Genomic DNA, 11,528 nt, shown 5'->3' with positions numbered 1-11,528 from the left:
CTGCCTTCCATCGTAAAGCCCTTTGGGCGGTTCCGCGCCTATGTTGCGGGGCTATTCCAAAACTTTCCTGCCGGGAGTTCATGGATGCCAAGTACCGGAATTTCCTCGTCGAGAACCCACCGGGATGCGCTTGCTAGTCGCCGTCCGCGCCGAATTCCGCGAGGAGACGCGAAAGCCCCTTGTCAACTTGGTACGCGTCTGCCGCGTATCTTCGCGACGGGTACCCATGGGGTGATGAACTGTCGATGTTCACAAAACCACCACGGCCGAGGGCCTTGAGGTGGTGCCGGACCCGGCCGGGCTTCAGATGCATGGCCTCACAGATGCCAGGAACATCCCGTGGGCCACCGGCTGACAGGAGGTGTAGCAGCCTGGAACTTATGGCCGTGCACAATATTCTCGACATGACGGGAGCCACCCTTCGCTGCGCCATCCGTCCATCTTCGAGGTGGACATGTCCAATGATTCAATGTACGCCCAATCCGCTCACGTCGGAAGAGCGGCAACGGACCATGTACCTGTAAGGAACCGGTTCGAGGAACACACGAGTGCCGGTTCAACGTCGACAGCGAAGGGATCTGGCCATGGGCAATCATCCGCAGGTTGAGGCATTCTGCGAGGCGGCAGAGTTGATGAGGCGTGAGCGGTACTGGCGTCGCAATGAAAATGACGAAATCGATTTCCTTCGCGCGCTTGTCAATGTGGTCAGGGAGGTTGCCTACCACCTTGATGCTGTACGGGCGCTGGACATCGATGGAGTGGCTGCCTACATAGCCGCTGCCGGTCTTGGGCCCTGGGCAGGGAACGTGAACGCCGAATTGGTCCTGATGACGGCAGTGGACCACGCGCTCGAGCGGCGCCTTGCGATGACGTCTGCCTCGCGGAATACTGGGGTGCAGTAAGGGCGCGCCCAAGATAAGTGCGGCGGCGTCAGATGTGTCCATAGCCGGGAGCGGGAATTGCCACACTTTGAGAACGAGGCGGAGCCGGTCCCATCCGCCCAGCAAATTCTCGCCCGACGGCTCAATCTCCTGCTTGACGTCGCTGCCGAAGAGCGTGGCAGGCCGCTAACTTTTCTGGAGTTGAAAAAGGAACTTGCCGATCGGGGCGTCGGGCTCTCACGGGCCCGCTGGTCATATATGAAGGATGCCACCGGCCGCCTGGTGTCGGACCGGAAGCTGCTGACGGCCATAAGTGAAGTTTTCGGTGTCGATCCGGACTATTTACTGGGCAACCAGGGGCCGGAATTGCCTGAACTGATCGATTCAAAGCTTGAGTTCCTCAAGGCCTTGCGGGCCGCGAAGGTGAAGTCATTTGCCGCCCGGGCATTGGGGGAGGTCTCGCCTGAAACGCTCAGGGCGATCACCCAGTACCTCAACAGGGACATCGCCGGCCACTCGAGTGGCCGGCCGCTTGCTGCTACAAATCAAGAAGATAGCGACGATGTGCCGCCATCAGCTCCCTGATGCGTGCCTTGTTGGTTGAGTAGCGCGGCGCCCTTCCATGCCTGTGACCGGGCTCGACGTCGGCCTTGATGACACCGGCTTCCTCGAGGACTAGCAGGTGCTTGGCAACGCTGGGCGCCTCTGAGCTGACAGCCGCCACGATGTCGCCTCGGGTTGCCGGTCCGTGGTGTGCCAAATAGCGCAGTATCTCATTGCGGGCCCTGTTGCCAAAGGTCGTAACAGCGGCCTCGATGTTCGGGGACCATTCGGCGTCCTCCGGCTGCGTGATGTGAGGCATGGCACCATTCTGCCCCATGGTTGTCCACATTGGGACATAAACTCCTTGACAATAACTTAGTTCGCTCCAAGACTTGAAGGATAGCTACAAGCCGAAGCGACCTGTCAGATAACGTGGAGGTTCGCTTTAGAGCTGGGGGAATCCGGCTCGTTTCCGTCGGGTTTTTTGGACGGAAGCTTAAACAACGGCGCTGGAAGCGACGCCGCTCGTCAATAATCATCACAGGTACGAAACCGGTGAAAATGATGGGTCTCAGGTCCAAAGAATCACTTCGCGCAAGCCGCACCATAGATACGTCGCTGGAACTTATTCCGGCACCCGACATTCCCATTGACCAACTGATGCTGGCCGTTGAAAACACCCGCCCCTATGTTCGTGCCCGGCTGCTTCGCATTGGGCGCCTCGACGACGTCGAGGACGTCATGCAGGATGTCCGAGTCGCGGCGTGGGAAGGGCTGGTCAAGGAGCAATACCGGCATATACCGGAAACCACCTTTGGTGGATGGGTTCAGGGAATCGCCGTCCACCTGTGTGCAACCCACATTCGACGGGTCTTGGCCCATCCTTTGCTGCCACTGATGGAAGATCCGGATGGAGCCATGGTGTCGCCGGTTGACCTTACAACAACCGAAAGCATCGAGCGCCTTGCGGAGCAGGAGTGGGCTGGGGAGATCATCGCTGCTGTCCGCAAACACGTTTCAGCCAAGAAGTGGGACTGGGCTGTCGAATGCCTGACTTCGCCACGGCTGCGACATGAGCCGCATCATGCTGATTGGGATGAGCGCAAGCGCTGGGAGGCTGTGGCCATCGTCCGCCAAATGGCCGTCACGGTCAAAGCCGCACTCGAAGTTGACCCTGTGACGCTTTGTGATTCACCGACCACGGTTGCAACGGCCGTATGCTGCCTGCCCACGCCACTTCTGCGGGTGGTTGCTGAGCGGCTGGTCCTAACGGGCCTCAGCGGCGCGGACAGGACCAACGCACTCATGCAATTGGCCACGGATACCGGCGCAAGCTGGAGATATTTGGAAGGCAAAATCGGTCACGCCCGTAGGCTCTATTGCGCAGCGCTGGAGATTCTCGAGCATGCCGCAGCGGGGCATTCCAAGGATTCGGCAGACTCTTCGGAGGCCTCGCTTGGAAGCAGTGCACTCACGTAGTGGTCGCCCCGGCGAACCATGTACAGGGTGAAGGGGGCAACGTGTTTGTCATTTTGGAATTGACTCGACGACTGATGGGGCGACGGCGGCTTTGGTTGATATTGCTCGTGGGAATTGCGACGGCTGGCGCGATGGCGGTTGTCCTCTCGGCAGGGCCGCCTGCGCTTGAAGATCCGGTTCCTTCGTCCACGCCAGCCGCCACAGCGGTGGTTTCATCGGCAGCCGAGGCATCCGCCGTCGTTCCGTCACGTTCGCAACCCATGCCGGTACCAGCTCCTGGAGAGCCGAAAACTACGAATTACAGGGTATTGGCAGAAGCCGCCGCAAGGGCCATTTATACATGGGATGCCCGGTCGTCAACATACTCCCAGATCTACGAGCGGCTCCGATCATGGTGGAATGTGCTGCCGGACGGATCGAATCCGCTAACGGTCATGGCCCAGGAATTTCAGTCCACGGGCGTCACGGCCGCGTCCTTTGCCGCCTTGTCCGGAATGCACGCCTACCGGACCGCGTCGATTTCAACCGCGGCGTGTGATGGTGAGCTGGCGCAAGTCCAGCAACATCCCCCACCCTGGAATGGCCTCCACGTGTGTACCTTCACGCTTAAGGTGGTTGAACACCAGACTGGCGGGGCCAATCCCTACACCACGCCGGTCAGCGTGATGGTCAACTGCCCGCCCGCCGCATCAGCCCCCACGGACCGCTGCGCAATGGTCGGCTTCTATGCTTCGGCGAGCAGGATCGTGTACTGATGGCAATACCGGCCATGTTGCTCGCGGTGGCCAAGCGCCGCGCGCTGTTTCGGGTAGTCGCCGGTGTTGTTGGCGTGCTGGTACCGGTATTGATCGTCGTCATGTGCGGCGGATTGGCCGTCGTGGCCGGGGCGGCAACAGGAAGTACGACGGCGTGCCTCACTACCCCGTCGACCGCAGCCGACGCCGCGGCCCCGTTGGAGGCGGGCCTGTCGATCCCCTCAGGATCGGGCAGACGCGTTGTCGTTGGCGCGGCGCAGCTTGCCGTTGCGCGGGCCTACATCGGGGTCGGCAAGAACTTGGGTGTGTCGGATGACGGCTTGGTGGTCGCCATTATGATGTCGCTGCAGGAATCGGGGCTCCGGGTACTTGCAAACCCGTCTGTGCGCCCGTCAATGAACTATGCGCATGACGGAGTCGGCTCCGACCACGATTCCCTGGGCACGGCCCAACAACGCCCTTCAGCCGGGTGGGGGAGCGTGACCGAGCTGATGAATCCCATCTACGACGCCGAGGCATTCTTCGGTGGTCCCAACGGGCCGAATCATGGTAAGCCTCCAGGACTGCTGGACGTTCCCGGCTGGAAATCCATGGCGAAGGGGAACGCGGCACAGGCGGTGCAGAGGTCGGAGTTCCCCGAGCTGTATGCCCAATGGGAGGGGGAGGCCACGGCCATTGTGGCCGCGCTCAAGAGTGGGACACAACTGCAGGCTTGTGTGTCCGGCACCGGTGTTGGAAGCCTGCCGGTGCTGGCGGCAAACTTGTCACACTTGCGGCGTGACCTGATCCGCCACGCGGAAGCGGGCATAGGCGGGGCCTACGTTTGGGGCGGAACTGCCTTCAAGGCCTGGGACTGCTCCGGATACGTCCAGTGGGTCTACGCCCAGGCGGGGATATCGTTGCCGCGCACTGAGCAATGGTTGGTTGGCAAGTCAACTTCAACGCCGCTCCCTGGCGACTTGGTGGTGCAAAATCCTGACGGGCCCCATCATTGGGGCCACGTCGGGATCTATGCCGGGGGTGGAATGATGTTCAGCGCGTTGAACCCGACGGTTGGGACACTGTTGCACCCGGTTTCATGGAATTCTGGGACTAAATATTTTATCGTTCTCAAGGGGAATTAGCCTCGGCCTTTATGCCCAGTGGCTGGAGCGCGTAATTAAAGACTCAAGAGGGACTCTGATGCGGGGAAATGTTGCTGGCAGGCACCATGTCCATGCGACGTTCAGGAGCCCGGTGCCGGTGACCTGCTTTAAAGGTGTCTGCCTGTCTGACAGGGTCGATGCTGCCGGGACGGGTGTGGTGTCGTGGGCCAGGGCATGCCCAGGACGTCGGCGGCGAGTGCCTCCGGTCTGGCGCGGGCTGCCGAGGGCGTTGGAGCCGTCGCGCTGCCCTTCGTCTGGCAGTACCAGGGCATGGTCTTCCGATGGCCTTCCTGGATCACGGGATTGCAGGGACCGGGGTGCCGTTGGCGTTGGTGGTTAGGCCGGGGGATGCCGGTTCGAACACCGTCGCTGACCACGTCAAGGTCGTGGAGGTCTCGTTGAAACGACTGCCGCGGGGCTTTGTCTCGAGGACAAGAACCATGATTCTCGTGGACACGGCCGGTGGCACGCACGGCTTCCTGTATTTGCCGGGCACCCGCCAGGCCAGGAGTGTATCAGCAACCCCTCCGGCATCGCTGTCACTGGAACCTGCTTTGCCGGGCATGTGCTCTAATATGGGGTCCCGTCAATGAAGCCGCCACTCGAACTTGACTGGGGGCGATGAGTTCCACCGGGTCTGGCCCGCACATGGGGTGCGTGACCCGGAGGACTGGCTCCAGAAGTCCTTAGCGTCGAGTGGAGTGCACCGTTCGCACGAATCAAGAGATTGCATTTTTAGAAGTCGACGATATGGGTTCCAGGCAGTTGGGAAATCCTGGCGTGGCCTAAGAGCTGGCCGGCCGTATATGTGCCCGGCGGTGCCTGTAACAGGAGCGCCTGGGCCGCGCGCAGGGCCGTTTCGGCCGCGATCCCGCTCCCTGTTTCGCCATAGAGGCAGCTGGTGGCCGTGTCGCCCGGCGGGTTCGAGGCCCGCAACCAAAGGCGGGTGTCGGCCTCCGACATGCAGTCAGCTTGCGATCGGTGCCGGGTGATCGGTCCGGGAAGGACGCGGGCCGCGCGTCCCAGGACTCGTGCGGTAGGAATGAGGATTTTCGCCCATCCCATGTTTATGGTGGTGCTGGCGTAGGCCGCTACATTGGGGATGCCTGTGGCTCGGGCAATCGCAAAGGCGTCGCCCAGGGCGACTGGAACTATGGCACGGGCGCCTTCGGGTAGCTCACAGAAGCTAAGTCGGTGGCCTCGTGTAATCCATTGGCCATGCCGCATGCCGGCCCCGGGCCGGGCCAACAATTCACGGACCGTAGCCTTGACGCCGGGCGTCCCCGGGCCGCCGCCGGATGTCCGGACCAGGGTCACGGAGTCCGCGTGTCGAATCCGGCCGAGGACATGGGCGGCAAGGGCTTCGGCTGCCACTGTGCCGAAGCCGGCGCCCGGAACAATGCTGGCCCCTGCGGCCCGTGCGTCGTCGTCCAGCGACCACGCGTCCTGGAACGTGTTGGACTCGTTGGACAGATCCACGTAGTGGCAGCCATTGCGAATGCAGGCCCGCATGATTCCGGGGGCCGTGTTTGAGAACGGGCCGGCCGTGTTCACGACGACGTCCACGTGGGCCAGCATGGCATCCAGTCCGGCCGGGTTCCGCGGATCGGCGCTGCGCCAGGGCACCTTCAGACGGACAGCCTCCACCGCCAGCCGGTCACGAGAACGCCCCGCCAGCACGACGTCGTGCCCGGCCCGGCCTGCGAGGTTCGCGATGCGCCCGCCCATGGAACCGCAACCATAAATCAATAGAATTGTGGCGCCCTTTCCGCGTTGCCCGGCATTGACCGGGCTAATCCAGCGTTACACTGCGTATCATTATGGTGCCATCAATTGGACGTCCGCGGAACACCGAACTGGATGCCGCCCTGCTCGACGCGGCCGAGGCATTGCTCCTTGAGCGCGGCTTCAGCGCGATCACTGTTGAGGCCGTGTCGACCCGCGCCGGCACCACCCGCCCGGCGTTCTACCGCCGCTTTGATGGAATTCCGCAACTCGTTCTATCCCTCCTGCTGCACAGATTTGCCATCGACCTTGACCGGCTCATTGACCACGGCAACCTTCCGGCGGACCTGGAAGCCATCCAGCGGGACCAAGTGGAACTGTTCGCCAACCCATTGGTCAGTAGGAGTCTCGCCGGCTTCCTTGACGCCGTACAAATGGATGCTGACCTGCGCGCGGTTTTTGTGCAGGAGTTCCTGGCACCGCGGCGTTACGGCGCCGGTGTGATCATTCGACGTTCCGTGGCGCGCGGGGAAATTCCCGAGAATCCAGACGTCGAGTGGGCGTGCGACCTGTTGACAGGCCCGCTGCTGATGCGTGCCCTCCTGCCGGGACTTTCAGGGTTGGATGACGCGCTCATTAGCCAAACGGTGTCTAGTACGCTGCATACGCTTGGTTACCGGTCCACCTAAGGAGGCAAGGATTCATGTGGCAATCCATTGAAGGTTCCCTCGTCCACAAGTCGACGCCCAACCAGGTATTGCTGCTCTCCGCCGATCCGTCGCCGGATGGGACACTTAGGCTCATGGTGGCGTTGTCACCGGGGCATCCGTCCGCCGTATTCCTTCCCTCGGCATCGACACTCGTGGGTGTTGAATTGATGCGCCAGTGCGCCATCGCCTTCGCCCACCTCTCCGGCGGCGTCCCGCGGGGCTGGGCCTTCATCATGAACCAGCTCAGCTTCGCTTGGCTGGATGGGGCCATGCCAATGGCGCCGGAACAGTTCACGGGCCATGTTGACGTGCGGTTGAGGGCCGTAAAAATGCGTCGGGACCAAGTCAGCGAACTGCAGCTTGAAGCCGATTTCATGGCGGAGGGTGTCATGCTCGGAACCGGTTGCGGGGATCTGACGTGCCTTCCTCCGAAGACCTATCAGGCCATTCGGCGTAACGCTCCCACCGCCGCCATCGTAAATACCGGTCCGCTCGGTGCAATCCTGGCCGACATTCACCAGTTCGACGGCGGACTTGAAGCACAGCTGGTGTGGAACCGAGGCGATACCTTCATTTTCGACCACGCCAGCGACCATGTCTCCGGGATGTTGTTGGCAAGTGCGCTCCTGCAATCCCATCGACTCCTGATGGGATCACAAGCTGGAGATTTTAGTATGCAGTGCCACAATTTCGGTGAATACGACGCTCCCATCACTGTCTCCGGAGTGGCACACGGTGCTGGTCGGACCGTTGTGACGATGTCGCAATCCGGGCGCATCATCGCGAGCGGGCAGTGTGGAAAGGCCGTCGGTTCTGCCGCTGCCGCGCGTGCCGGCGAGCGTTTCAATAGGGCCCTGACACCAGCAGTCTGACGGCCTGAAAAACCTCGCACACAACAACTATTGCCACACTCGTCAGCAGGTTCTACAGTTACATTACGTGGCAACACGTAATAGAAAAACCGGGCAACTTGCCCGCTATTGCGAAGCGTTTTTCGCACGATTTTGTCCGGGCCAATCCTTGCGAAACCCGCGGCAGTCATGGAGCACCACAGCCGGGTCAGCTGCCCGATGCGAGTCCCCAACCTTTTCAAGAGATCACCCTATACGCACTGACATGGCGCCGGCCGGGTAGAGCGCTCGACGGCCGAAGCATTAGGAGAGTTCACTTTGACAACCACGACTGACGCGGTGGCTGCTGCGTCCGAATCAACGTTCCATGCCTTCGTTGCACCTGCGCCCCAAAACGTTCGCCCGCAAGTCTTTCGCCGACGCGAAGAAATTCCCAAGGCGTTGCTCGCCGCAGAAGCCACAACCTACGGCTGGGACACCGTCAATTGCATCAAGGCCGGCATCGTCAATGACGTTCTTGAAAAATCCGGGCAGTACCCGACCAACCTGGCCATGGTAATTAACCCCGATGAAAACTGGCGCATTGACACGAACTACGGCCCCTGGCAGATCGCCCCCGGCGGATCCGGGGCCATCCTCATGATGCACCTCCCGCTGACAAGCGCGACCTTGACCGCGGGAACTGAAAACCTCAGCTTTACCGGCGGATCGGTGAAGATTTCTATCAAGCTCCGGTACCTCCCGCAGACCCCACCCGAAGCGCGGAAAGATGACCAGGCACCGGTCGATATCGAAAAGTTGCTCGCGGACGCGCAGGGCAGGTCTGCTGATGACCCTGCCGTGGTCATCCAACGGGTCGACTACGGCACCGCCAAACCATCGGAGCAGCTGAAGGCGCTGTTCACGGCCTCGGTCGCGCTGCTGCTCAATGACAACCTTGCCAAGTTCAGCCATGTCTTTGCGGTGGTCAACCTCAACCAGAAAGCGGACGTCAAGGAATTCTTCTGGCTCAAGCCGACCTTCACCAGCTACGCCTACTTCCAGGGCGTCGACGATGACAGCAGCTATTTTGCGGTCCTCAACCAAACGGAGAACCGCAGTCCCGAAGGGCTCACCAACCAGGTCGCGGCCTCCGCCATCCCCGCAGGCATGAACGCATCGGTGCTGATTTCCAACACGATGTTCATGCGCCAGTTCGTCATGCCTGGCATGCCCCGCGCCTTCCCCAACGCCGATGAGGAGACCTTCAAGTTCATCACCAAGGGACAGGGCATTGAATCGACGAAGCCCGTCCGACTCGACGGCGTGAAAGTTGCGGCGGTGACGTACACGCCTATTATGACGAACTTCAGGTTGCAGGTCGTTGGCGACGAGATCCAGATCCAGACCAAGGTCACCATTCCCATCAGTCCGGGGATAGTCGCCTATGTCGACGCGACGTACTTCTACGTGCTGGGCCTAGTAAAGAAGGGCGACGGCACCATGACGCTGGGGTTCGTACAGTCCTCCAACCCCTTGGTCACGACCTGGTACACGGTGGCGGAGTGGGTCACCATCACGCAATTGATCGTCTCGATCATCGGCGCCGTCATTGGCGTCGTCGCGGGAACACTGATCGAAAAGGTGTCGGTAAAGATCATCGTCGTCGTCCTGATCACCATTGTCGCCGGAATCGCCGCCGCCACGCCCGCCATCATCGCCGACGTCATCAGCAATGGCGCCGCATCCGCGCTCCCGGCCATCGGACCGTTGGTTGACGAGGCCACCGGACCCATCAACTGGCCAAAATCCTCCGGCTTCGACCTCAAAACGGCAGAGCTCAACGGGGCCCTCCAACTGGGCGGCATGCTCGTCCCCTCCACCGACCTCGACAGGAGCACCAACTCATGAGTGTAGAAACAGAAGTCAAGCGGCCGCAGTCTTTCCACAGTTTCACCCTGCCCCGGCCAGCAGAAATCCGTCCCGACTTCTTCGTCCATCGCAGCGAGGCACCCAAGGAAATGCTTGCCGGCGAGGCGGACACCCAGGGATGGGACACGGCCAGTGCGGTTCGCCTGAGCCAGGTCAATGATGCCCTTGAGCGCACGGGCGTTTCGCCTCCGCGCTTCAACGCCGCCGTGACCGCCAACTGGTCGATCGACGGCACTTTTGGACCCTGGCGGATGACGCGCGGCGGGTCGGGTTCCATAGTGTTCCTCAAGACCCCCATTCCGGCGGCGACGATGTCGTTCTCGGGCAAGACGACCACCATCGCCGGTGCATCTGCCACCATTCAAGTCAAGCTCAAGTACCTGCCTCAGCCGGAGGGAGAGGTGCCCCCAAACCCGTCAGCGGGCGACAAAAACAACCTTTCCGGTGACGCACAATCCCGCTCGGAGGACGACCCGGCGGTCGTGGTGCAACGGATCGACTACGGCAGCAGCAAGATCGACGCCATGGAGAAGGCGCTGTTCCAGTCGGCGATCGCCTCGTGGTTCAACGAAAATTTGGGGCAATTCACCTATGTGTTCGCCGTCGTTGCGCTCAACCGGGTCTCCGAATCACCGCAGTTCCAGTGGCTGGCTCCCACCTACACCTCCTACGCGTACTACGACGGCGACAGCAGGGATCCCAACGAGGACGCAGCCTACTTCGGCGCATTGACCATGAACGGCCGGCTGCCCGACGGCCTGGCCAACCAGCTGCCGGCTTCGGCCATCCCCGCGGGGCAGGGGGCCGCCATGCTGATCGGCATGCGGTTGTATATGGAAAACATGGTCCTGCCCGGGGTGCAGGCTGCATTCCCAGGCTCGAGCGTCACGGACTTCAAGATCGGCAACGGCAACACCTCAGTGCAGCTGGCCCGGAACCTGGACATGGAAAAAATCAAGGTTGGGCTCGTGTGGTACCAACCGACGGCGGAAGACTTCACGCTCCAGGTGATCGGCGACGAAATCCAAACGCGGTCCAAGATCCACGTTCCCATCAGCCCCGGGATCGACGCCTACGTCCTGACCGAGTCTTATTACCGGATCCAGCTGGTGACCAAGGACGACGGCACACAGACCATCGGCTGGGTTGAATCGCGCCCGCCAAAATCGGACCATTACTACACGAAGGAAACTTGGGTGGTGATTACCGAGGTCATAGTCGGGATCATCGGTGCTGTCGCAACCTTTGCGGCCGGCAAGATCCTGACCGGGGTGCTTCGCGTCGTCGTCATGATCATCATCATCGTGATCGCCGGCCTCGCGGCGGCAACGCCTGAGCTCATCGCCCGGGCAATCTCCGACGGTGCGGCCAAGGCCCTGCCATCTTTGAAGACGATGCTCGCGGAGCTCCTGACACCAATCGAGTGGCCAAACACCACGGGCTTTACGCTTATGCGGGCGGAACTCAATGGCAGCCTGCAGCTCAGCGGCAACTTCACTACCAGTACCTGAATCACGGAAACGCCCGA

Annotated in this window: 12 protein-coding genes; 9 read left to right on the top strand and 3 right to left on the bottom strand. The window is 61.3% G+C overall.

What is annotated here, in order from left to right:
• Positions 1–133 precede the first annotated feature (133 nt).
• Positions 134–406, bottom strand: coding sequence for an ArsR family transcriptional regulator (locus G6035_RS20480; protein WP_176615718.1), 273 nt, complete (start codon positions 404–406; stop codon positions 134–136).
• Positions 407–584: 178 nt separating this feature from the next.
• Here G6035_RS20480 and G6035_RS03630 point away from each other — a divergent pair, with 178 nt between their 5' ends.
• Positions 585–902, top strand: a complete 318-nt coding sequence (locus tag G6035_RS03630; RefSeq protein ID WP_176615717.1) for a hypothetical protein — start codon at positions 585–587, stop codon at positions 900–902.
• Between the two features lie 57 nt (positions 903–959).
• A complete protein-coding gene (locus G6035_RS03625; protein ID WP_176615716.1) occupies positions 960–1,466 on the top strand; it encodes a hypothetical protein in 507 nt (168 codons plus the stop codon).
• On the opposite strand, the gene G6035_RS03620 is transcribed toward G6035_RS03625, so the two are convergent.
• Positions 1,420–1,743, bottom strand: coding sequence for a helix-turn-helix transcriptional regulator (locus G6035_RS03620; protein WP_176615715.1), 324 nt, complete (start codon positions 1,741–1,743; stop codon positions 1,420–1,422). The genes G6035_RS03625 and G6035_RS03620 overlap by 47 nt on opposite strands.
• 242 nt (positions 1,744–1,985) lie before the next feature.
• Between G6035_RS03620 and G6035_RS03615 the strand changes: the two genes are divergently transcribed.
• The 3 genes from G6035_RS03615 (at position 1,986) to G6035_RS19925 (ending at position 4,782) form a co-directional block, all read left to right on the top strand.
• Positions 1,986–2,903 (top strand): RNA polymerase sigma factor, encoded by a 918-nt coding sequence (locus G6035_RS03615; RefSeq protein ID WP_176615714.1) that lies wholly within the window; start codon positions 1,986–1,988, stop codon positions 2,901–2,903.
• 434 nt (positions 2,904–3,337) lie between these two features.
• Entirely contained in the window at positions 3,338–3,658 is a 321-nt protein-coding gene (locus G6035_RS03610) for a hypothetical protein (protein ID WP_176615713.1), read from the top strand.
• Positions 3,658–4,782 carry a C40 family peptidase gene (locus G6035_RS19925; protein ID WP_256127717.1) on the top strand — a complete coding sequence of 375 codons (1,125 nt, stop codon included), beginning with the start codon at positions 3,658–3,660 and terminating at the stop codon, positions 4,780–4,782. The genes G6035_RS03610 and G6035_RS19925 overlap by 1 nt, the downstream gene beginning before the upstream one ends.
• Before the next feature lie 756 nt (positions 4,783–5,538).
• Here G6035_RS19925 and G6035_RS03600 read toward each other — a convergent pair.
• Complete coding sequence (locus G6035_RS03600) at positions 5,539–6,552, bottom strand: saccharopine dehydrogenase NADP-binding domain-containing protein (RefSeq protein WP_256127716.1); 1,014 nt, start codon at positions 6,550–6,552, stop codon at positions 5,539–5,541.
• 71 nt (positions 6,553–6,623) lie between these two features.
• Here G6035_RS03600 and G6035_RS03595 point away from each other — a divergent pair, with 71 nt between their 5' ends.
• The 4 genes from G6035_RS03595 (at position 6,624) to G6035_RS03580 (ending at position 11,511) form a co-directional block, all read left to right on the top strand.
• Positions 6,624–7,217, top strand: coding sequence for a TetR/AcrR family transcriptional regulator (locus G6035_RS03595; protein ID WP_176615711.1), 594 nt, complete (start codon positions 6,624–6,626; stop codon positions 7,215–7,217).
• Positions 7,218–7,231: 14 nt separating this feature from the next.
• Positions 7,232–8,110 carry an AfsA-related hotdog domain-containing protein gene (locus G6035_RS03590; protein WP_176615710.1) on the top strand — a complete coding sequence of 293 codons (879 nt, stop codon included), beginning with the start codon at positions 7,232–7,234 and terminating at the stop codon, positions 8,108–8,110.
• 297 nt (positions 8,111–8,407) lie between these two features.
• Entirely contained in the window at positions 8,408–9,979 is a 1,572-nt protein-coding gene (locus tag G6035_RS03585; RefSeq protein WP_176615709.1) for a TULIP family P47-like protein, read from the top strand.
• Positions 9,976–11,511 (top strand): TULIP family P47-like protein, encoded by a 1,536-nt coding sequence (locus G6035_RS03580; protein WP_176615708.1) that lies wholly within the window; start codon positions 9,976–9,978, stop codon positions 11,509–11,511. Before G6035_RS03585 ends, G6035_RS03580 begins: the two co-directional genes overlap by 4 nt.
• Positions 11,512–11,528 lie beyond the last annotated feature (17 nt).

The sequence above is a fragment of the Arthrobacter sp. SDTb3-6 genome (assembly GCF_013376095.1).
In the GTDB taxonomy this organism is placed as follows: domain Bacteria; phylum Actinomycetota; class Actinomycetes; order Actinomycetales; family Micrococcaceae; genus Specibacter.
Note: the sequence above shows the minus strand (reverse complement) of the source record. Positions and strands in the feature narration are given on the sequence as shown.

What these genes read in the sequence shown, in the direction of transcription:
- G6035_RS20480 (WP_176615718.1), bottom strand. Translation starts at nt 406, where the DNA reads ATGTCGAGAATATTGTGCACGGCCATAAGTTCCAGGCTGCTACACCTC.
- G6035_RS03620 (WP_176615715.1), bottom strand. Translation starts at nt 1,743, where the DNA reads ATGCCTCACATCACGCAGCCGGAGGACGCCGAATGGTCCCCGAACATC.
- G6035_RS03580 (WP_176615708.1), top strand. Translation starts at nt 9,976, where the DNA reads ATGAGTGTAGAAACAGAAGTCAAGCGGCCGCAGTCTTTCCACAGTTTC.
- G6035_RS03610 (WP_176615713.1), top strand. Translation starts at nt 3,338, where the DNA reads ATGGCCCAGGAATTTCAGTCCACGGGCGTCACGGCCGCGTCCTTTGCC.
- G6035_RS03595 (WP_176615711.1), top strand. Translation starts at nt 6,624, where the DNA reads ATGGTGCCATCAATTGGACGTCCGCGGAACACCGAACTGGATGCCGCC.
- G6035_RS19925 (WP_256127717.1), top strand. Translation starts at nt 3,658, where the DNA reads ATGGCAATACCGGCCATGTTGCTCGCGGTGGCCAAGCGCCGCGCGCTG.
- G6035_RS03615 (WP_176615714.1), top strand. Translation starts at nt 1,986, where the DNA reads ATGATGGGTCTCAGGTCCAAAGAATCACTTCGCGCAAGCCGCACCATA.
- G6035_RS03630 (WP_176615717.1), top strand. Translation starts at nt 585, where the DNA reads ATGGGCAATCATCCGCAGGTTGAGGCATTCTGCGAGGCGGCAGAGTTG.
- G6035_RS03590 (WP_176615710.1), top strand. Translation starts at nt 7,232, where the DNA reads ATGTGGCAATCCATTGAAGGTTCCCTCGTCCACAAGTCGACGCCCAAC.